18 protein-coding genes are annotated in these 20,004 nt (G+C 65.8%); all 18 read right to left on the bottom strand.

Annotated features, from left to right (window positions below; translation table 11 throughout):
* Positions 1 to 277: 277 nt before the first annotated feature.
* Positions 278 to 1,537, bottom strand: coding sequence for a tyrosine--tRNA ligase (tyrS, locus tag HMPREF3067_RS08705; protein WP_070769333.1), 1,260 nt, complete (start codon positions 1,535 to 1,537; stop codon positions 278 to 280).
* Between the two features lie 63 nt (positions 1,538 to 1,600).
* The gene (locus HMPREF3067_RS08700; RefSeq protein ID WP_070769337.1) at positions 1,601 to 1,774 is read right to left on the bottom strand and encodes a Trm112 family protein; all 174 of its coding nucleotides are present in this window, start codon (positions 1,772 to 1,774) and stop codon (positions 1,601 to 1,603) included.
* Positions 1,775 to 1,995: 221 nt separating this feature from the next.
* Positions 1,996 to 3,024 (bottom strand): ornithine cyclodeaminase, encoded by a 1,029-nt coding sequence (locus HMPREF3067_RS08695; protein ID WP_070769332.1) that lies wholly within the window; start codon positions 3,022 to 3,024, stop codon positions 1,996 to 1,998.
* A 93-nt stretch (positions 3,025 to 3,117) separates the two neighbouring features.
* Positions 3,118 to 4,641: an amino acid permease gene (locus tag HMPREF3067_RS08690; RefSeq protein ID WP_070769331.1), complete on the bottom strand. Its 1,524-nt coding sequence runs from the start codon at positions 4,639 to 4,641 to the stop codon at positions 3,118 to 3,120.
* A 302-nt stretch (positions 4,642 to 4,943) separates the two neighbouring features.
* Complete coding sequence (argH, locus tag HMPREF3067_RS08685; protein ID WP_070769330.1) at positions 4,944 to 6,389, bottom strand: argininosuccinate lyase; 1,446 nt, start codon at positions 6,387 to 6,389, stop codon at positions 4,944 to 4,946.
* Positions 6,390 to 7,607 carry an argininosuccinate synthase gene (locus tag HMPREF3067_RS08680; protein WP_070769329.1) on the bottom strand — a complete coding sequence of 406 codons (1,218 nt, stop codon included), beginning with the start codon at positions 7,605 to 7,607 and terminating at the stop codon, positions 6,390 to 6,392. It lies immediately after the preceding gene.
* A 127-nt stretch (positions 7,608 to 7,734) separates the two neighbouring features.
* On the bottom strand, positions 7,735 to 8,229 hold the full coding sequence (locus HMPREF3067_RS08675; RefSeq protein ID WP_210400103.1) for an arginine repressor: 495 nt from the start codon (positions 8,227 to 8,229) through the stop codon (positions 7,735 to 7,737).
* 1 nt (position 8,230) lies between these two features.
* Complete coding sequence (gene argF, locus HMPREF3067_RS08670) at positions 8,231 to 9,181, bottom strand: ornithine carbamoyltransferase (RefSeq protein ID WP_070769327.1); 951 nt, start codon at positions 9,179 to 9,181, stop codon at positions 8,231 to 8,233.
* An 88-nt stretch (positions 9,182 to 9,269) separates the two neighbouring features.
* On the bottom strand, positions 9,270 to 10,451 hold the full coding sequence (locus HMPREF3067_RS08665; protein ID WP_070769326.1) for an acetylornithine transaminase: 1,182 nt from the start codon (positions 10,449 to 10,451) through the stop codon (positions 9,270 to 9,272).
* A complete protein-coding gene (gene argB, locus HMPREF3067_RS08660; protein WP_070769325.1) occupies positions 10,448 to 11,425 on the bottom strand; it encodes an acetylglutamate kinase in 978 nt (325 codons plus the stop codon). Before argB ends, HMPREF3067_RS08665 begins: the two co-directional genes overlap by 4 nt.
* 57 nt (positions 11,426 to 11,482) lie before the next feature.
* The gene (gene argJ, locus HMPREF3067_RS08655; protein ID WP_070769324.1) at positions 11,483 to 12,697 is read right to left on the bottom strand and encodes a bifunctional glutamate N-acetyltransferase/amino-acid acetyltransferase ArgJ; all 1,215 of its coding nucleotides are present in this window, start codon (positions 12,695 to 12,697) and stop codon (positions 11,483 to 11,485) included.
* Between the two features lie 68 nt (positions 12,698 to 12,765).
* Complete coding sequence (gene argC, locus HMPREF3067_RS08650; protein WP_070769336.1) at positions 12,766 to 13,824, bottom strand: N-acetyl-gamma-glutamyl-phosphate reductase; 1,059 nt, start codon at positions 13,822 to 13,824, stop codon at positions 12,766 to 12,768.
* 146 nt (positions 13,825 to 13,970) lie between these two features.
* Positions 13,971 to 16,484, bottom strand: a complete 2,514-nt coding sequence (gene pheT / locus HMPREF3067_RS08645; RefSeq protein WP_070769323.1) for a phenylalanine--tRNA ligase subunit beta — start codon at positions 16,482 to 16,484, stop codon at positions 13,971 to 13,973.
* A gap of 38 nt (positions 16,485 to 16,522) precedes the next feature.
* Complete coding sequence (gene pheS, locus HMPREF3067_RS08640; RefSeq protein WP_070769322.1) at positions 16,523 to 17,569, bottom strand: phenylalanine--tRNA ligase subunit alpha; 1,047 nt, start codon at positions 17,567 to 17,569, stop codon at positions 16,523 to 16,525.
* 127 nt (positions 17,570 to 17,696) lie between these two features.
* Complete coding sequence (locus tag HMPREF3067_RS08635; protein ID WP_070769321.1) at positions 17,697 to 18,497, bottom strand: TrmH family RNA methyltransferase; 801 nt, start codon at positions 18,495 to 18,497, stop codon at positions 17,697 to 17,699.
* Positions 18,498 to 18,649: 152 nt separating this feature from the next.
* Positions 18,650 to 19,033, bottom strand: a complete 384-nt coding sequence (gene rplT / locus HMPREF3067_RS08630; protein ID WP_070769320.1) for a 50S ribosomal protein L20 — start codon at positions 19,031 to 19,033, stop codon at positions 18,650 to 18,652.
* Positions 19,034 to 19,090: 57 nt separating this feature from the next.
* The gene (rpmI, locus tag HMPREF3067_RS08625; protein WP_070769319.1) at positions 19,091 to 19,285 is read right to left on the bottom strand and encodes a 50S ribosomal protein L35; all 195 of its coding nucleotides are present in this window, start codon (positions 19,283 to 19,285) and stop codon (positions 19,091 to 19,093) included.
* A gap of 33 nt (positions 19,286 to 19,318) precedes the next feature.
* Positions 19,319 to 19,876 (bottom strand): translation initiation factor IF-3, encoded by a 558-nt coding sequence (infC, locus tag HMPREF3067_RS08620; RefSeq protein ID WP_083319235.1) that lies wholly within the window; start codon positions 19,874 to 19,876, stop codon positions 19,319 to 19,321.
* Between the last annotated feature and the right edge of the window lie 128 nt (positions 19,877 to 20,004).

Here is a 20,004-nt window from a genome sequence, read left to right as displayed (position 1 = left end):
GGCACACTATTGAGTTCTCAAACATCACTGTTGCAAAACCGTTCCACACTATTGTCTAGCGTAGTTCGTGCTTTGTAACTGGAATTTAAATCTTAGACCAACTTTTAAACCAAAGTCAACCTAGAGTTTAACTCCCTGTCACCTGCTCTCGCGGTGACTCGGATTAATTTACATACCGCTCTGACTTTCCACAAATCCCCTGCTAAACGCGCAAAACCCGTCACCGGTTGGTGACGGGTTAACTTTCGAAGCCGCTGTTTGCTGCATTTAATGGGTTCTAGACGAACCTGGCGCCGGCGAAGTTCTTCTTACCGCGGCGCAGGACCAACCAGGCCCCATGCAGCAAGTCACTCTCGGACGGCTCCCACTCGGAATCGCTTACCCGCTCGTTGTTGACGTAGGCGCCGCCTTCCTTGATGGTGCGGCGGGCCGCGCCCTTCGAATCCGCCAGGCCGCTGGCGACCAGAAGGTCCACGATGGTGCGGGGCTGGCCGGGCTCGATCTCGGCGACCTCGGTCTCGGAGAGGGCACCCCGCAGGGTCTCCTCGTCCAGGTCCGTCAGGTTGGCCTTGCCGAACAGCGCCTGGGCGGCGAGCTCCACAGACTTCGTTGCTTCCTTGCTGTGGACCAAGTCGGTCATCTCCTGGGCTAGGCGGCGCTGCGCCTCGCGCTTGTACGGCTCGGTCTCTACCTTCTGCTGGTACTCGGCAATCTCTTCCTGGTTCAGGAAGGTGAACCAACGCAGGTAGTCAATGACCACGGAGTCGCCAGCGTTCAGGAAGTACTGGTACCAGGAGAACGGGGAGGTCTTCTCCGCATCCAGCCAGAGCTTGCCGCCGCCGGTGGACTTGCCGAACTTCTGGCCATTGGCGTCGGTGACAAGCGGTACGGTCAGGCCGTGGACCTTGGCGCCGTCAACGCGTCGGTTCAGGTCCACGCCGGAGACGATGTTGCCCCACTGGTCGCCGCCGCCGATCTGCAGGATGCAGTCGTAGTTGCGGCGCAGCTGCACGTAGTCGTTAGACTGCAACAGCATGTAGGAGAACTCGGTGTAGGAAATGCCATCGGCCTCCAGGCGGCGCTTGACGGTGTCACGATCCAACATCGTGTTCAGGGAGAAGTTCTTGCCCACGTCGCGCAAGAAGTCGATGACGGACATGTTCATCGTCCAGTCAGCGTTGTTGACCAGGGTCGCTGCGTTTTCGCCCTCGAAGTCGACGAAGCGACGCAGCTGGCACTTGATGGCACCGAGGTTCTTCTCAATGACGTCCTCGGAGAGCATGGAGCGCTCCCCCACGTCGCGCGGATCCCCGATAAAGCCGGTGGCACCGCCCGCCAGGGCCAGCGGGTGGTGGCCGGCTTCCTGGAAGCGGCGCAGCATGATCATCGGGACTAGGTGGCCGGCGTGCAGGGAATCCCCGGTCGGGTCAAAACCGCAGTACAGGGTGATGGGCTGCTCGCAGGCCTCGCGCAGGGCCTCAAGGTCCGTGGACTGGTTGATCAGGCCGCGCCACTGCAACTCATCGATGATATTCATGAAAAATCGTCCTTCTAGTCGATCTCGTCTGGTGTAGTTTCCGGGGTGCCGCTGGGGCCAGGTTTAGGCCGGCCACTTCTTGGCCTCGTCGGCCAGCATGACCGGGATGCCGTCCTCGATGGGATAGGCGATCCCCAAACGCTTGTTTACTAGGACCTGCTGGTCCTCGATATACTCCAGCGGGCCTTTATCCTGCGGACAAACCAAGATGTCTAGGAGGGCGGGGTCACAACTCATGCCCATCATCGTACCCGTTGCGCTTCCACCCCGCGGGCTTGGCCCCGCGATTCCCAGCGGCGGGTTTCCGATTGGCTTCTCGCCCCAGTTTCGGCGCGGGTTTTCGCTGGGGTGGTCAGGGCCGGCGGCGGGCAAGACTAAACCCCGCTTCCCTATCGGCGTGTGCACCACTGGGAGGCGGGGTGGTCGGGCGCGCGGGTTCTAGGTTGAACCGCTGCCGGTTAAATCAGGGACGGGACGTTCGCCACGAGGGAGAACAGATCCTTGGGATCGTCCGGGTTGGCAATGATGTCGATGTCGGTCTCCAGCTCGGTGCCCTTGACCGCGTCGCGGACGTAGCGCAGGGCGGAGAAGTCGTTGATGGCAAATCCCACGTCGTCGAAGAGGGTGATCTGCTCGTCGTCATCGCGGCCGGTCGCCTGGCCGGTCAGGACCTGGTAGAACTCCGTGACCGGGAAGTCCTCCGGCATCTGCTGGATTTCGCCCTCGATGCGGGTCTGCTCCGGGAACTCGACGAAGACCTTGGACTTGTCCAGGATGGAGGCCTCCAGCTCGGTCTTGCCCGGGCAGTCGCCGCCGACGGCGTTGAGGTGCACGCCTGGGGCGACGTGGCGCTCGGCCAGAATCTGGTTCTGGGCCTTGTCCGCGGTGCAGGTGGTGATGATGTCGGCGCCCAGCACGGCCTCATCGACGCTGTTGCAAGCAGTGATGTTGAAGCCGAGCGGCTCCAGGTTGCGCTTGAACTTCTCGACGGCGTCCGGGTCAATGTCGTAGATGGTGATGTCCTCGATGCCCAGCACGCCGCGGAAGCCCAGCGCCTGGAACTCGGACTGGGAACCGGCGCCCACCATGGCCATGCGCTTGGAGTCCTTGCGGGCCAGGTACTTGGCCACCATCGCGGAGGTCGCGGCCGTGCGCAGCGCGGTCAGCAGGGTCATCTCCGCCTCGAAGGTCGGGTAACCGTTGTCCACGTCGGCGAGCACGCCGAAGGCGGTCACGGTTTGGAAGCCGCGGGCCGGGTTCGACGGGTGGCCGTTGACGAACTTGAAGGCGTACTCCTCGCCGTCCGAGGTCGGCATGAGCTCGATGACGCCGAACGGGGTGTGGGAGGCCACGCGCGGGATCTTGTCGAAGCGCTCCCAGCGGCGGTAGTCGTTCTCGAGGTACTCGACCATGCCGGTGATGATGTTTTCCACGCCGTCGCGCTGAATCCAGCGCGCCATGTTCTCTACGTCGACGAATTTAACCATTGTTTCTCAATCTTCCTTTCTTAACTAACGATGCCGTTTTCTTGAGCGCCGGTCCGTATCCCAACGCTCAATAGTCACCGTTAGAGATCCTACTTACTTTTGATTGCGCGGGTGCAGGTCCGTCTGCGGGGCAGCCGGGAAGCTGGACGTCGGCAGGTGCTTAGCGCGGCGCTCATCTGCGATAGCCCGGATGCGGTCACGCCAGGCGAACCACATCACCATGAAGACGGGGACCAGCAGGATGGAGGCCCCCAGAGCGTAGGTGCCGATCGGGTAGTCGAAGGCCATCAGGACGATGACCACGCCGATAAAGACCAGTGTGGCCCAGTCCCCGACCGCGCCGAAGGGCGAGCGGTATCCCGGACGCGTGTAGCGTCCGCTCTTGGACAAGCGCACGAACTTCAGGTGCGCCAGGGCGATCGCTGCCCACGATGCCAGCGTTCCCAGCGCCGCCAGGTTCAGCACGATTTCGAAGGCCGCCTCTGGGACGATGAAGTTCAGGAACACGCCTGCCAGGCCCACGAAGGCTGCCATGACGATGCCTCCGTAGGGCACGCCGGACTTGGATATCCGGGCGCCGAACTTCGGGCCGGAGCCGGCGGTCGACATGTTGTACATGATACGGCCTGTCGAGTACAGGCCGGCGTTCAGCGAGGAGATCGCCGCGGTGATGACCACCAGCTGGAAGATCGGGGCCGCAGCCGCGATGCCCAGGGACTCAAAGAAGGTCACGAACGGCGAGACGTTCGCAATGTATTCGGTGTACGGCAGGACCAGGGTCAGTAGCAGCACGGAGCCGAAGTAGAAGACCAGGATGCGGACTAGGACGTTGTTGACCGCTCGCGGGATGTGCTTCTCGACGTCCTTGGTCTCACCACTGGTGGTACCGACCAGCTCGATGCCGGCGTAGGCGAAAACCACGCCCTGGATGACGATGACGGCCGGGATGAAGCCGTTCGGCAGCCAGCCGCCGGCATCAGAAATCAGGCTGAACCCAGTCGGGTCGCCGCTCGGGTGGCCGAAAATGACCACGCCGATAGCCACCAGCATGAAGATGAGCAGCGCGACGACCTTGATCATGGAGAACCAGTACTCGAGCTCGCCGAAGATCTTCACCGACATCATGTTGAACAGCAGGATGCCGCCGATGACCAGTAGCGCCAGCACCCACTGCGGGATGTCTTCGATCCAGTGGGTGTACTGCGAGAACCACTTGATGTAGAGGGCCACGGCCGTGGCGTCGGCAACCAAGGTCATAGCCCAGTTGCCCCAGTAGAGCCAGCCGGTCACGAAAGCCGTCTTTTCGCCGTAGAACTCACGGGCATAGGAGACGAACGAGCCGGAGCTCGGGCGGTAGACAATCAGCTCGCCGAGCGAGCGCAGGATGACGTAGCCGAACATACCGCAGATGAGGTAGAGCACGGCCAGCGAAGGACCGGCCTGTTCAAGGCGGGTACCGGTGCCCAGCAAGAGGCCGGTACCGATGGCGGAACCGATGGCAATCATCTGGAGCTGGCGGTTGCCCATCCCCTGTTGCAAGCCATGGTCCTCAGAGGCATAGACGTTGCGCTCTGCCTCGTGGGGGGCTGACTCGGAGCCCGTTGGATTGGTTGTCATTGGTAGGCTTTCTAAATCTGTCCACGTTTAAGTAGCACGGATCACATCCGCTTCGGTGAACTGTAGTACAGCGTTCGCGTTTCTGTGACTGGACGCACCCTCCAACGTCTCGTTTCTCAGACTTGTGCCGGACACACCCCCGCCACCACAGAAAACAAGACGCCGTACGGTGAGAACCGCTAGCCCCGAAAGTGGTAGAACTACCCGAGCGATCAACAAAACCGGCGCGGCTTCGTCGTCTCCCGTAGGAGGCAACGAGACCGCGCCGGTTCGCTAATGGCGGCTGGGCTAGCTAGCGGCCCCTATTTCTGGGCGCCGAGGATAACCGGCGTACCGGCCCAGGCTTTCGCTTCGGCGTTGCGCTGGGCAACCAGCTCGCGCTGCTCCGCCACGCGCACGCCTGCGGTACCGCCCTTGGTGGAGCGGGAGGCGACCGCGCCATCGATGGTCAGCACCTCGCGGACCTCGGGCTTCAAAGCCTCGTGGATCCCGTTAAGCTCCGCGTCGGTGAGATCGATGAGGTCGACGCCACGCTCCTCGGCAATCCGCACGCACTCGCCGGAGGCCTCGTGCGCCTGGCGGAAGGGCACGCCCTGGCGCACCATCCACTCGGCCAGGTCCGTGGCAAGCGTGAACCCGCGCGGGGCGAGCTCGCGCATGCGGTCCTCGTGGAAGACCAGGGTGCTGACCAGACCCGTCATCGCCGGCAACAGCAGGTTGAGCTGGGCGACCGAGTCCACGATCGGCTCCTTGTCTTCCTGCAGGTCGCGGTTGTAGGCCAGCGGCTGCGCCTTGAGCGTGGCCAGCAGGCCCGTCAGGTTGCCAATGATCCGGCCGGTCTTGCCGCGGGTGAGCTCGGGGACGTCCGGGTTCTTCTTCTGCGGCATGATGGACGAGCCCGTCGACCAGGCATCATCCAGGCTGACGTAACCGTATTCCGGCGTGCACCAGTAGATGATCTCCTCGGCCAGGCGAGACATGTCGATGGCCGTCTGCGTGAGGACGTAGGCAGCCTCCGCAGCAAAGTCGCGCGAGGCGGTCGCGTCCAGCGAGTTCTCCGCCGCCGCGTCGAAGCCTAGTTCCTCGGCGATGGCCTCCGGATCCAGCGCCAGCGACGAGCCCGCCAGGGCGCCGGAGCCGTAGGGAGAAATCGCCAGGCGCTTGTCTAAGTCCTGGAAGCGCTCGATGTCGCGCAGCAGCGGCTGGGCATGGGCCAGAAGCTCGTGGGCCAGCAGGATGGGCTGGGCGGCCTGCGAGTGCGTCTTGCCCGGCATGATGGCCTCCGGGTGCGCACCCGCCTGCTCGACCAGGGCGTCGACCAGCTCGGTGATTTGCGCCGTGATATCGCGGATCGCGTCGCGGACCCACATGCGGAACAGGGTCGCGACCTGGTCGTTGCGGGAGCGGCCAGCGCGCAGCCGGCCGCCGACCTCCGGGCCGACGCGCTCGATGAGCCCGCGCTCCATGGCGCCGTGGACATCCTCGTCGTGCGCGTTCGGCGTAAACTCGCCGGAGGCGACGTCCTTGCCCAGCTGCTGCAGCCCGGAGATCATGGTCTCAAAGTCGGCATCGCTGAGCAGGCCGGCCTTGTGCAGGACGCGGGCGTGGGCCTGGGAGGCGAGCACGTCGTAGGGCGCCAGGACCCAGTCGAAGTGGGTGGACACGCTGAGGGCAAACATCGCCTCAGAGGGCCCGCCGGAGAACCGGCCGCCCCAGAGGGCGCCCTCGTTCGTCTTGTGGGGCTGCATCTACTTCGCCCCCGTGCGGAAGCCGCCGTCCCGGTCGCGCTGGTTAGAAATCTGCGTGGATAGGCCGTGCAGCTGTACGAAGCCCTTGGCCGCGGTCTGGTCGAAGGCGTCGCCGGTGTCGTAGGTGGCCAGGTCGAAGTCGTACAGGGACTGGCCCGAACGGCGGCCGTTGACCACGATGGAACCGGCGTGCATGACCATGCGGATGTCGCCGGTGACGTTCTCCTGGGAGGACTGGATGAACTGATCCAGCGCCTTCTTCAGCGGGGAGAACCAGAGGCCGTCGTAGACCTCCTCGGACCAGCGGGCGTCGGTGAGCCGCTTGTAGCGGGCCAGCTCACGCTCAACGGTCACGTCCTCCAGCGCCTCGTGGGCCTTGATGAGTGCGGTAGCGCCCGGGGCTTCGTAGACCTCGCGGGACTTGATGCCCACCAGGCGGTCCTCGACCATGTCCAGGCGGCCGATGCCCTGGGCGCCGGCGCGCTGGTTCATCTGCTCGATGGCCTGCAGGACGGTCACCGGCTGGCCGTCGATGGCCACCGGCTTGCCCTTCTCAAAGGAGATGACGACCTCGTCCGGGGCGTTGCCCAGGCCCGGATCCTCGGTGTAGGCGTAGAGGTCCTTTGTCGGCGGGTTCCACAGATCCTCCAGGAAGCCGGTCTCGACGGCGCGGCCCCAGACGTTCTGGTCGATGGAGAACGGCGAGGAGGCGGACTGCTCGATCGGCAGGTCGATCTCCTCCGCGAAGGCGATGGCCTTGTCGCGGGTCCAGGCGTAGTCACGGGCCGGGGCGATGATCTCCAGGGACGGATCCAGCGCGCGGAAGGAGACCTCGAAGCGCACCTGGTCGTTGCCCTTACCGGTGCAGCCGTGGGAGACGTGGGTACCGCCGTGCTCTTGGGCGGCCTCGACCAGGTGCTTGACGATGAGCGGGCGGGAGATGGCGGAAACCAGCGGGTACTGCTTCATGTACATGCCGTTGGCCTGGATGGTCGGCAGGCAGTATTCCTCGGCGAACTCGTCCTTCGCGTCGATGACGATGGACTCGACGGCGCCGCAGTCTAAGGCGCGCTGGCGGACCGACTCCATGTCTTCTCCCCCCTGGCCGAGATCCAGCGAAACCGCGACGACGTCGCCGCCGGTCATCTTGGCCAGGTACGGGATGGCCACCGAGGTGTCCAGACCGCCGGAATAGGCCAGCACTACGCGTGCACTCATTGCAAATCTTCTCCTTCTTGAGAACGGTTGTCTGCAATTAATTCATCTGGATAAATATTATACACCGGGAGCGCGGGGAACAAACTCCGCAACCCCGCGTGTCACCCCTGGTGCTGGTGCGCCGGCGCTACTCGCTCGCGGAGCTGCGGCCGGTCAGGCGCTCCCCTAGCTCCTTGCCGGCCAGCGGCTCGCGCGCCAGGACGAAGACCGTGTCGTCGCCGGCGATGCACCCGACGACGTCCGGCAGGCCCACGCGGTCGATGAAGCTGGCCAGGTACTGCGCCGCGCCGGCTGGGGTGCGCAGCATGGCTATATTGCCGGAGTGATCGTGGGAGACCACCAGCTCGTCGACCATGCGGCGCAGCTTCTCGCGCGGGCCGTTGACCTGGTCGTCAAAGTCTTCGTATTCGCCGCCGACCTTGTAGAAGGAACGCCCGCCGTCGCGCTTGACCTTCTTCGCGCCCAGCTCGTCCAGGTCGCGCGACAACGTCGCCTGGGTAATATCGATCCCCTCGTCCAGCAGCAGGTCAGAGAGCTGCACCTGGCTGGTCACCCGGGTCTTGCCCAGGATCTCCAGGATTTTGGCCTGACGCGCGTTCCGGGTACTCGGCACGGTCATGATTCTAGCTGTCCTTTCGTTCCAACAACCACGTCAGCAACGCCTTCTGGGCGTGCATCCGATTTTCTGCCTCATCGATGACCCGTGAGGCCGGCCCGTCGATCACCTCGGCCGTCACCTCGTTGCCGCGGTAGGCCGGCAGGCAGTGCAGGAAGATGGCGTCATCGGTCGCGGCAGCCATAATGTCCTGGTTGACCTGGTACGGCAGGAACGGGGTGCGGCGGTCCTTGCCGTCGCCCTCCTGTCCCATGGACACCCACGTATCCGTGATCACCACGTCGGCGCCGACCCCGGCCGCGACGTCATCACTGACAACGACGTTAGCACCGGTGGCCTCGGCCCGTGCGCGCGCCCGGTCGATAAAACGCTGCTCCGGCTGGAACTGCGCCGGCGCGCAGATGGTGATGTCCATACCGACCGTGGCAAACCCCAGCAGGTAGGAGTTGGCCATGTTATTGGCGCCGTCGCCGTAGTAGACCGCCTTCTTCCCGCGGAGTTTTTCTACCCCGCCAAAGTTCTCGGCGCAGGTGACCAAGTCCGCCAGGATCTGACACGGGTGCAGGTCGTCTGAAAGCGCGTTAATCACCGGGACCGTAGCGGTTTCCACCATGTCCACCAGGTTCTGGTGGGCGAAGGTGCGCCAGACGATCGCGGAGACATACCGCGACATCACCGCGGCAGTGTCCTGGATGGACTCCCCTTTGCCGATCTGGGTCTCCGAGGTATCCGAAACCACCGCGTGGCCGCCCAGCTGCGGCACGCCCGCACCGAAGGAAAAGCGCGTGCGCGTCGAGGTCTTATCAAAAAGCACCGCGACGGTCTGCGGGCCTTCCAGGGGCCGGTAGCCGTACGGGTCCTTTTTCATTTTAAGGGCCAGGTTCAGCACCTCGGCCTGCTCCTGCGGGCTCAGTTCATCATCGGCCAGGAAGTGCCGAAGCTTTGCGCTAGTAGTCATATCGTTGGTTGTCCTTTCGGTGTGTCTTGGATCTTATTTTATAGCCGCGCATGCATAAACCACAGCGACTTGCGGACACGTGTCGCCGCTAGGTGGATTGCTCGCTAGCTAGCTCGCCCAGGATCTCGGCTATTCCCTGGACTGCGAAGTCGATGTCGGCGTCGGTGATGACCAGCGGCGGGCACAGGCGCAGCACGTGCTCGTTGGGGGCGTTGAGCAGCAGTCCGTGGGCGTATCCGGCCGGCACGGCCTTCTTCGCCAGCGGCTGGTTGAGTACCACGCCCAGCAGCAGGCCCTGGCCGCGCACGTAGTCCACCTGCTCCAGGGCGGTCAGCCTTTCGCGCAGCGCGGCGCCGGCATCCTTCACGCGCTGACAGAAGGCCTCGTCGACGTGTTCTATGACCACCTGGGCGGCCGCCGCGACCACAGGGTTGCCGCCGAAGGTCGTGCCGTGCGAGCCGGGCGTGAACAGCTCGGCCGCCTTGTCCCGGGCAATCGTCGCACCCATCGGCAGGCCGCCGCCCAGCCCCTTAGCCAGGGTGATGACGTCGGGCTGGATGCCCGCCTGTTGGTGGCAGAAGAACGAGCCTGTGCGGCCGATGCCGGTCTGCACCTCGTCGATAATCAGCAGGATGCCGTGCTCGTCGCAGAGCTCTCGGGCGGCGCGCAAGAATTCCGGCGTGGCGGGCACGACGCCGACCTCGCCCTGGATGGGCTCGCAGATGATGGCGGCCGTATCCGCCGAGTCTTGCTCCACCAGGGTACGCAGGTAGTCGATGTCGTTGTAGGTGAAAAACTCCACCCCGCCGGGCAGCGGGCGGAAGGCACGCTGCTTGTCCGGCTGGCCCGTTAGCGCCAGCGATCCCATGGTCCGGCCGTGGAAGCCACCGTGGGCCGCCAGTATCCGCCGCCGCCCGGTCAAGCGGGCAAGCTTGAAGGCGGCCTCGTTGGCCTCCGCCCCGGAATTGCAGAAGAACACGCGGGCGCTGGCATCGCCCACCTTGTCCCGCAGGGCGGCCGCGACCTGGAGGGTCGGTTCGGAGGCGCACAGGTTGGACACGTGGCCCAGGCGGGCAATCTGCTGGCTGACTGCGGCGACGATGTCGGGGTGGGCGTGCCCCAGCGCGTTCACGGCGATGCCCGCCACCAGGTCAAGGTAATCCTTGCCGGCGTCGTCGGTCACCCAGGCACCGGTCCCGCTGCGCAGGGTCAGCGGCGGGGTGCCGTAGTTGTTCATCATGACGTCATTCCACTGCGGCGTGGTGCTCATTTCGCGTCGTCCTTCCTAAAGACCGTTCCGGCCGGGTAATTGTTGATCTGGTAGTCGTTGGGCAGCACCATCGTGCCGATACCGCCCATGGTCATCAGCTCGAGGAGCACGGTGTGGGCCTGGCGGCCGTCGATGACGTGCGCCGCCTTCACACCGCCTTCCACCGCCTTGAGACAGGCCTCCATCTTGGGGATCATCCCGGTGTCCAGTTGCGGCATGAACTCGCGCAGTTGGCTGGCCTCCAGCTTGGAGACCAGCGAGTCCGGGTCCGGGTAGTCGGTGTAGAGGCCCTCGACGTTGGTCAGCATGACCAGGCGCTCCGCGCCCAGGCCGACGGCCAGCTCGCCGGCGGCTATGTCGGCGTTAATGTTGTAAACCTGACCGTCGTTGCCCGGGGCGATGGTGGAGACCACCGGGATGCGCCCGGCGTCGATGATGTCGCGCACCGCCGCCGGGTTGACCTCGGTGATTTCGCCGACCAGGCCAACGTCGCAGCCCTTGCCGTCGATAGTGACCTCGCGGCGACGGGCCCGGAATAGCCCGGCGTCCTCCCCCGAGGTGCCCACCGCGTAGGGCCCGTGGGAATTGATGAGGTTGACCAGCTCCCGGCCGACCTGGCCGAAGAGCACCATGCGGACTACCTCCATGACCTCCGGTGTGGTCACCCGGAAGCCGCCGCGGAACTCGCCGTGCAGTCCGACGCGCTCCAGCATCGCGTTGATCTGCGGACCGCCGCCGTGGACGACCACGGGCTTGGCGCCCACCGTGCGCAGGAAGACCATATCGGCAGCGAAGGCCTCCTTGAGTGCGTCGTCCACCATGGCGTTGCCGCCGTATTTGACCACGACGCTCTTGTCGCGGAAGTGCTTGAGCCACGGCAGCGCCGCCGCCAGGACCTGGGCCCGCTGCCCGTCGCTGAACTTGTCCAGGCCGGGCTGGCCCGCCTCGGCGCCCGCGGTTGTGCCATTTTCCATTGCTTCTACTCCCCTAGTTCTTCTTGCACCTCAGTGTTTTACTCATCCCGCGCGCTGCTAAGAGCTGTAGGCGGAGTTGATCTCGACGTAGGCGTGCGACAGATCCGTCGTGCGCACCGTCGCGTGGCCTGCCCCGCCCGTTCCCAGGTCGACGGCGACGTCGATGTCCGACCCGCTCAGGTCCACCTCGCGCGCGGTCGGGGTGCCCGTGGTGTTCTCGCAGACCACATGGTCGTTGAAGCGCACGGCGATGCCGTCCGGGTCCATCGCCACCGGCGCCATGCCGACGGCGGCCAGCACCCGGCCCCAGTTCGGATCGGAGCCGAACATCGCGCATTTGAAGAGGTTGTCGCGGCCCAGCGTGCGCGCGGCGACCAGGGCGGCGGCATCGTCGTGGGCGCCGGTGACGGTGATCTGCACGCGCTTGGTCACGCCCTCGGCATCGGACTGCATCTGGGCGGCGATTTCGGCGCAGACTTCGTGGATAGCGGCGTTGAGCTCGGCCTGTTCGGGAGTGACACCCGCCCGGCCTGAGGCCAGCGCCACCACCGTGTCGTTGGTGGACGTGGAGCCGTCGATGTCCAGGGTGTTGAAGGTCTGCGGCATCGCCGCCTCCAGCGCGGTCTTCAGCTGCGCGGAAGTCACGTCGGCGTCGGTGGTGACAACGGCGAGCATCGTCGCCAACGACGGCGCCAGCATGCCTACGCCCTTGCCCATCGCGCCGACGGACCAGCCTTCGCGCTTAACCGCGGCCTGCTTGGGCACCGTGTCGGTGGTCATGATGGCTTCTGCGGCCTGGCCCGCCGCCTCCGGCGTTGCGCCTGCCCCCTGGGCGACCTGCGCGCCCAGCTTGTCGATGCCACCGGTAACCACCGGCATGTCCATCACTTCGCCGATGATCCCGGTCGAGCAGACCACCACCTCCTGCGGCTCTACCCCCAGCGCCTGCGCCGTTTCTTGGGCCATGGTCTCGGCGTCCTGGTCGCCCTGGGCGCCATTGCAGGCGTTCGCGTTGCCGGAGTTAATCACCACGCCGCGCACGCTGCCGTCGGCCACGACCTTCCGGCTGTATTTGACGGGCGCGGCCACGACCTGGTTCTGGGTAAAGACCGCGGCGGCCGCGCTGGACGGGCCCTCGTTGACGACCAGCGCCATGTCGGGCTTGCCGGAGGGCTTGAGCCCGGCGGTCGCGGCGTAAGCGCTAAACCCAGCCGGGGTCACGACCCCGCATTCGTCCGGGGCGGCGTTTGTTTCTAGGGTGTGGGTGTGCATGGGGTTCTCCTACAAGGTGCTTTAAATTTTTGGGGAAAGGAATGGCGGCGCAGAGGATTCTCCCGCCTTTAGGGCAGGACGGCGGTGCCGTTAAGCCCGGCCGTTTCCTCCCAGCCGAGGGCGAGGTTGAGGCACTGCACTGCGGCCCCGGCGGTGCCCTTAATCAGGTTGTCGATGGCGCAGGTCATGATCAGGCGGCGCGCCACCGCGTCGACGTGGACCTGGATGTGGGCGAAGTTCGATCCGACGACGTGCTTGACCTGGGGCTGCGCGCCGTGCGGCACCAGCTGACAGAAGGCCTCGTCCGCGTAGGCCGCTGCGTAAGCGCGCCGGGCGGCGTCCTCGACGGCGGCGGCATCCTCTGCGGCGTCGGCGGCCAGCGGAGCGGTCACCGTGGCCAGGATTCCCCGCGTCATGGGAGCGAGCACCGGGGTGAAGCTGACGGTCACGCCGGCCGCGATTTCGGAGAGGTTCTGGACCATCTCCGGGGTGTGCCGGTGGGTGCCGCCCGGGCTGTAGGCCTTGACGTTGCCAATGGTCTCGGAGCCGCTGAAGGCCACCGCGGCCTTCTTACCCGCCCCCGAAAGACCCGTCACGGCCACGACGTCGAAGTTCGGCTCAATGATGCCGCCCTGCAGCGCCGGGAAGGCCGCCAGCGTGACAGCCGTCGGGCAACACCCCGGCACGGCCACGCGGCGCGCCGCGGCGATGGCCTCTCGGTGGCCGGGCAGCTCCGGCAGCCCGTAGGGCCAGGACCCGGCGTGCTCGGTGCCGTAGTAGTTATCCCAGGCGGTCGGGTCTTGAAGCCGGAAGTCGGCGGCGCAGTCGATGACCAGGACCTCGTCCGGCAACTGCTGGGCCAGGGCGGCCGAGTGCCCGTGGGGCAAGGCCAGGAAGACGACGTCGTGGCCGGAAAGGGTCTCGACGGTCGTGTCTTCTAGCGTGCGGTCGGCCAGTTCGGGCAGGTGAGGGAGCGCCTCGGCCACGCTAGCCCCGGCCTGAGAGTGCGCGCACAGCGACCCGATGGTCAGGTCGCCACGGCGGTACGCGGGGTGGGCGAGCAGGAGGCGGAGGATTTCGCCACCGGCGTACCCGGTGGCGCCAGCTAGTGCGACGTGAATACTCATAGCGGCGAGCATAGCTAAATATGCATCCAGATGTAAGTTATGCACCTAAAGTGCGAGACTTTTGCCGATTTCTAGCGCTTTTACTCCCCCCGAAAATGCATAACCCCCCGCCGCTGGGTGCGGCGGGGGTAGGTGCGGGCGAGGACTTAGGCGCGGATCTGGGCGCCCAGCTCCTGCTCGGCCAAGGCAGCGGCCGCCTCGCGGTGCGCGTTGACTTCCTCGTCGGTCAGCGTGCGGTCCGGGGCGCGGAAGAGCAGCTTGAAGGCGAGCGACTTCTTGTCCGCCCCCAGCTGCTCGCCGCGGAAGACGTCGAAAAGCTCCACGGACTCGAGCAGCTCGCCGGCACCCTTCGCGATGACGCGGCGGACCTTTTCAGCCGGCACGTCCTCCGCGACGGTCAGCGCGATGTCCTGGTGCAGGGCCGGGAAGGCCGAGAGCACTGGCGCCGGGAAGCGCTCGTCCAGCGGCAGGGCCGTGACATCCAGCTCCATGGCGCAGGCGCGCTCCGGCGCGCCCAGCTTCTCCAGCACCTGCGGGTGCAGCTCGCCGGCGTAGCCGACGACCTTTTCGCCCACCTTGAGCGCGGCGCAGCGGCCCGGGTGCCACGGCAGCTCGCTAGCCGCCTCCACGTCCAGCTCCACGCCGGCCGCGCGGGCCACGACGCGGGCGGACTCGATGGCATCCGCGTAGGTGTAGGCGCGGCCCTCGCCCCACGGGCCCGGGTTATCCGCGAAGCCGGCGGAGACGGTAGCCACGTGCAGCGGCTGCTCCGGCAGGGTGCCCAGCAGCTCGGCCAGGGTCTCCTCGTCCGGGCGGGAGGCGACCGAGGGCATCGGAGTGGCATCCGCGCGGCGGAAAGAAACCTGCTGCAGCCCGTAGAGGCGCAGGTTAGCCTGGCCGCGGGAGACGTTGCGGTTGAGGGCTTCCAGCATGTTCGGCAGCAGGGTCGTCGACAGCTGAGCCTTGTCGGCCTCCAGCGGGTTCTGCACGGCGACGGTCTGGCGGCGGGCATCGTCGGCAGCCAGGCCCCACACGTCGAAGGTGTCGTTGGCCACGAACGGCGACGGGATGATCTCCGCGTAGCCGGAATAGGCCAGGCTGTGCCCGATCGCCCGGCGACGCTTCTGCGCCGGGGTTAGGCCGCGGCCGCCGCGCGGGGTCGGCAGGATGGACGGGATGTCGGCCAGGCCCTCCAGGCGCAGGACCTCCTCGATGAGGTCGACATCCATGCCAATGTCCGTGCGCCAGGTCGCCGGGGTAACCGAGAGGACGTTCGAATCCGCGTTCTCAACCTGGCAGCCGACCTCCTCGAGGCGGGCAGTGACCGTCTCGCGGGAGTAGTCGACGTCGGCGTAGCGGCCGGGCATATCCACCGGCAGCTCGATGGCGGCCGGCTGGGCAACCTCCCCGACAAGCGTGCGGCCGGCCTCGATGGTGCCGCCTGCCAGCTGCTGCAGCAGCGCGCAGGCGTAGTCCAGGGCCACTTCGGTAAGTGCCGGATCCACGCCGCGCTCGAAGCGGCGGGAGGCCTCCGAGGACAGCTTGTGGCGGCGCGAGGTCCGCGCCACGGTGATGGGATCCCAAATGGCGGCCTCGAAAATGACGTCGGTCGTCTCGTCCGAAATCTCGGAGGTGGTCCCGCCCATCACGCCGGCCAGGGACTGGATGCCGTTGTCGTCACAGATGACGACGTCCTCGGCGTCCAGGGTGCGGTCGACGTGGTCCAGAGTCTGGAATTCCTCCCCCGCCTCGGCGTTGCGGATAACCAACCCTCCGGAGACCAGGTTAGCGTCGAAGGCGTGCATCGGAGAGCCCAGCAGCAGCATGATGTAGTTGGTGATGCCGGTCGGCAGGTTGACGCTGCGCTGGCCGGAGAGCATGAGCTCGCGCTCCAGCCAGAACGGGGTGCGCGCGTTGGGGTCGATGCCGGTGACCTTGCGCAGGCCGAAACGCTGCGCCTTAGTCTCCTCCCGCAGGTCGACCGGCAGCGCGCCGGCGGCATCGTCGGCAGCCGGTACGTTTGCGGTATCGATGCCCGCGGCGGCCGGATCCGCGGCTAGGTCGCGGTAGTCGGCGTCGAAGGCGGAGGCCACCTCGCGGGCCAGGCCGCGCACCGACAGCGCGTAGCCGCGGTCCGGGGTGATGTTGACGTCGAAGACGGTCTCGTCCAGGCCGATGACCTCGCGGGCGTCGCGGCCGACCGGGCCGGCCTCCTCGCCGAGCGTAATGATGCCGTCGGCCTTCTCGCCGAAGCCCAGCTCCGCGGCCGAGGCCAGCATGCCGTTGGAGATGTGGTCGTAGGTCTCGCGCGCGGCGATCTTGAAGCCGCCAGGCAGCTCGGCGCCCGGCAGAGCTACGACCACGAGGTCGCCCTCGCGGAAGTTGCGGGCGCCGCAGATGATCCCCTGCAGCTCGCCGCTGCCGTTGGCCTCGCCCACGTTGACCTGGCAGTAGCGGATCGGCTTCTTGAAGCCGGTCAGTTCCTCAATCTCCTCGACTCGGCCGATGACCAGCGGGCCGGTGGTTTCCGGCAGCGCGGCATAGCCCTCGGTCTCGAAGCCGACGCGCACGAAGCCGCTGTCGAGCTCCTCCGCGCTGACCGACCAGTCCGGGTTCTGGGCGCCAAGCACGCGGGTTACCCAGCCTTGCGAAATAAGCATGTGGTAAATTCTTCCTTTCTAAAAGTCTGGGTAGCGGCCTAGGCCTGGATTCCGAACGGCAGGGTGAAGCGGACGTCGCCCTCGACCATGTCGCGCATGTCGGACAGCCCGTTGCGGAACTGGAGGGTGCGCTCCAGCCCCATGCCGAAGGCGAAACCGGTGTACTCGGACGGGTCGACCCCCACGGCGCGCAGCACGTTCGGGTTGACCATGCCGCAGCCGCCCCACTCGATCCAGCCGGCGCCGCCCTTCTTGTTCGGGAACCAGACGTCGACCTCGGCCGACGGCTCGGTGAACGGGAAGTAGTTGGTGCGCATGCGGGTCTTGGTTTCCGGTCCGAAGAGCACCTGGGCTAGATGGTCCAGGGTGCCGCGCAGGTGGGCCATCGTCAGGCCCTTGTCGACGGCTAGCCCCTCCACCTGGTGGAAGACCGGAGTGTGGGTGGCGTCCAGCTCGTCGGTACGGAAGACGCGGCCCGGGCAGGCAATGTACAGCGGGACGTCGCGGTCCAGCATGGTGCGGACCTGCACCGGCGAGGTATGGGTGCGCAGCACCTGCTTGGAGCCTTCCACGGAAACGTGGAAGGTGTCCTGCAGCGTGCGGGCCGGGTGATCCGGCTTGAAGTTCAGCGCGTCGAAGTTAAAGTACTCGGCCTCGACCTCGGGGCCGTCGGCGATCTCCCAGCCCATGCCAACGAAGATGTCGGCGATCCGCTCGGACAGCGCCGTAATCGGGTGCAGCGCGCCGGTCTGGGCGCGGGTGGTCGGGATGGTCACGTCCACGGTTTCCGCGACTAGCTGCTCCTGGCGGGCGCGCTCCTCGAGCTCCTTCTTCAGCTGTGCGTAGCGCTTCTCGGCCTTGCCGCGCGCCATGTTGACAGCCTTGCCCGCGTCCTTGCGCTGGTCCTTCGGCAGCGATCCGAGGGACTTGCGGGCCTGCGGGATATATCCCTGCTCGCCCAAGTGCTCCCGATGCGCCTGCGCCAGCCCGGCCAGGTCCTCGGCGCCCTCAAACGCGGCGATGGCCTCGTCTGCGGCCGCGGCCAGGGCCGCCTCTGTCAATTTAATCTCGGGGGTATCTGACACGTAGCTTCAACCTTCTTCTCACGCTTAAACTAACGGTGGCTATGTTACCCGCTCTAGCCCTGCGCACCGGCGCCGGGGCGGGAATTTTATCCCCTCCGCCAACTCGAGTTAACCGGGTTGGCTCGGGCTAGCCCTGCGCCTTGGCGGACTCGTAGAGGCAGATGCTGGCGGCCGTGGCGAGGTTGAGAGACTCGGCGCGGCCGCGGATCGGGATCCGCACCCTAAGGTCCGCCTGGTCCAGTAGGTCCCGCCCCAGCCCGTGGGCCTCGTTGCCGAAGAGCCAGGCCGTGGGCTGGGACAGGTCGACGTCCGCGAGATCCGCCTCCCCGTCCGCGGCGGTGGCCAGGATCTGCAGATCGTGGGAGCGCAGCTGGCCCAGCACGTCCTTGACGTGGGTCTCACGCGCCACCGGCACGTGGAAGAGCGATCCGGCCGATGCCCGCGCCACCTTGCAGCCCAGCGGGTCGACGGTCTCGCCGGCGAAGATGATGCCGTCCGCGCCCATGGCGTCCGAGGTGCGGATCAGGGTGCCGGCGTTGCCCGGTTCACTGGTCAGCACCGGGACCGAGACCAGCGAGGGCTTGCCCGCCAGAATCTTGCCAGCCGACCACAGCACCGGCCGGCACACGGCGAAAAGCCCGGTGGTGGTCGCCGTGTCGGACAGCGACTTGGCGGCCTTATCCGTCATCGGGTGAACGTAGACGTCCATGTAGCCGGCAGCAGTAAGGATCTCAACGAAACGCTCCGCCGCCTGCTCGGTGACGAAGACGTCGGTGGCCGCGCCGGTGGACACGGCGGCATCGACGGCGTTTTCGCCCTCGATGAGGAAGGCGCCGGCCTTACGCCGGGCCGCGGCGCGGTGCAGCTTCGCGGCCTTGACCACTCGGGGCGTGCGTTCGGTTAGAGGTTGGGAAAAATCCAGTGTCATACCCGCCAATCTAGCAGGCAGGGACCGCCCCACCGCGACGGGGACCGCCGCCCCAGACAAGAGAAAACCCCGCGGCCGGCGCACTGTTGACCAGTGGCGGGCGCGGGGTGGAAGGCGAAGTAGTAAAAAACTACTCCGAGACCCGTTCAGGCTTAGGCAGCCTTCGGGGCGTTGACGTCCTCCGGCAGGGCGGCCTTGGCGGCGTCGCACAGCGCGGAGAAGGCGTCGAAGTCGTTGACGGCCAGCTCGGCCAGGATCTTGCGGTCGACCTCGATCTCAGCCAGGCGCAGACCGTGGATGAGACGGTTGTAGGTCAGCTCGTTCATGCGGGCTGCAGCGTTGATGCGCTGGATCCACAGTTTGCGGAACTCGGACTTACGGGCGCGACGATCGCGGTAGGCGTAAGTCATGGAGTGCAGCCACTGTTCCTTCGCAATGCGGTAGCGGCGGGAACGGGCGCCACGGTAGCCCTTGGCGGACTTCAGAATCGCGCGACGCTTCTTCTTGGCGTTCACAGAGCGCTTTACTCGTGCCACGGTAGTACTTCCTTAAATCTTTCTCGACGGTATTGAGGTGGGGTGGATTCGGCGCTATTAGGAGCGGCCGAGCAGGCGCTTGACGCGCTTGACGTCGGACTGGGCGACAGCCTCGGTGCCCTTCAGACGACGGGTACGCTTGGAGGGCTTGCCCTCCAGCAGGTGGCGACGGCCAGCCTGCTCACGGCGCAGCTTGCCGGAACCGGTCACCTTAATACGCTTGGCGGTGCCCTTGTGGGTCTTCTGCTTCATGAGAATTAAGTCCTTAAATCCCTAGTGTGTGGTCTACTTCTTACCCTTGCGAACCGGGCCCAAGACCATGGTCATGTTGCGGCCATCCTGCTTGGGGCGGGACTCGACGACGCCAACCTCCGCGACGTCCTCAGCCAGCCGCTCCAGCAGGCGGAAACCCAGTTCCGGACGCGACTGCTCGCGACCGCGGAACATGATGGTCACCTTGACCTTGGAGCCCTTTTCGAGGAAGCGAACAACATTGCCCTTTTTGGTCTCGTAATCGTGGTCATCGATCTTAGGACGGAACTTCTGCTCCTTGACCACAGTCTGCTGCTGGTTCTTGCGAGCCTCGCGAGCCTTCTGGGCCTGCTCGTACTTGTACTTGCCGTAGTCCATGATCTTGGCCACCGGCGGCTTCGCCTTCGGTGCGACCTCGACCAGGTCCAAATCGGCTTCGTACGCAACCTTGCGGGCGTCGTCGGTACGGACAACTCCTACCTGTTCACCCTCGGGTCCGATCAGACGAACTTCGGGTACTCGGATTCGCTCATTGATGCGAGCTTCAGCGCTGATTGTGTGTCTCCTAAGTGAGAGGGGCCAATAGTTAATTCGCCTACCAACGCCACAAACAAAGAAACCCGCCTGCCAAAACTGACAGCCGGGAGGTCTCACCTAGATACCGCACCCCGAGGGGCTCGGTTACCTTTTGACCCGTTGCCTGCTCTAAGCGGCTGAGG

It is taken from the genome of Corynebacterium sp. HMSC04H06, assembly GCF_001815935.1.
Classification (GTDB): domain Bacteria; phylum Actinomycetota; class Actinomycetes; order Mycobacteriales; family Mycobacteriaceae; genus Corynebacterium.
Note: the sequence above shows the minus strand (reverse complement) of the source record. Positions and strands in the feature narration are given on the sequence as shown.

Excerpts from the sequence above, each read along its gene's own strand:
- tyrS (WP_070769333.1), bottom strand. The coding sequence starts at position 1,537 with ATGAATATCATCGATGAGTTGCAGTGGCGCGGCCTGATCAACCAGTCC.
- HMPREF3067_RS08700 (WP_070769337.1), bottom strand. The coding sequence starts at position 1,774 with ATGAGTTGTGACCCCGCCCTCCTAGACATCTTGGTTTGTCCGCAGGAT.
- HMPREF3067_RS08695 (WP_070769332.1), bottom strand. The coding sequence starts at position 3,024 with ATGGTTAAATTCGTCGACGTAGAGAACATGGCGCGCTGGATTCAGCGC.
- HMPREF3067_RS08690 (WP_070769331.1), bottom strand. The coding sequence starts at position 4,641 with ATGACAACCAATCCAACGGGCTCCGAGTCAGCCCCCCACGAGGCAGAG.
- argH (WP_070769330.1), bottom strand. The coding sequence starts at position 6,389 with ATGCAGCCCCACAAGACGAACGAGGGCGCCCTCTGGGGCGGCCGGTTC.
- HMPREF3067_RS08680 (WP_070769329.1), bottom strand. The coding sequence starts at position 7,607 with ATGAGTGCACGCGTAGTGCTGGCCTATTCCGGCGGTCTGGACACCTCG.
- argF (WP_070769327.1), bottom strand. The coding sequence starts at position 9,181 with ATGACTACTAGCGCAAAGCTTCGGCACTTCCTGGCCGATGATGAACTG.
- HMPREF3067_RS08665 (WP_070769326.1), bottom strand. The coding sequence starts at position 10,451 with ATGAGCACCACGCCGCAGTGGAATGACGTCATGATGAACAACTACGGC.
- argB (WP_070769325.1), bottom strand. The coding sequence starts at position 11,425 with ATGGAAAATGGCACAACCGCGGGCGCCGAGGCGGGCCAGCCCGGCCTG.
- argJ (WP_070769324.1), bottom strand. The coding sequence starts at position 12,697 with ATGCACACCCACACCCTAGAAACAAACGCCGCCCCGGACGAATGCGGG.
- argC (WP_070769336.1), bottom strand. The coding sequence starts at position 13,824 with ATGAGTATTCACGTCGCACTAGCTGGCGCCACCGGGTACGCCGGTGGC.
- pheT (WP_070769323.1), bottom strand. The coding sequence starts at position 16,484 with ATGCTTATTTCGCAAGGCTGGGTAACCCGCGTGCTTGGCGCCCAGAAC.
- HMPREF3067_RS08635 (WP_070769321.1), bottom strand. The coding sequence starts at position 18,497 with ATGACACTGGATTTTTCCCAACCTCTAACCGAACGCACGCCCCGAGTG.
- rpmI (WP_070769319.1), bottom strand. The coding sequence starts at position 19,285 with ATGAAGCAGAAGACCCACAAGGGCACCGCCAAGCGTATTAAGGTGACC.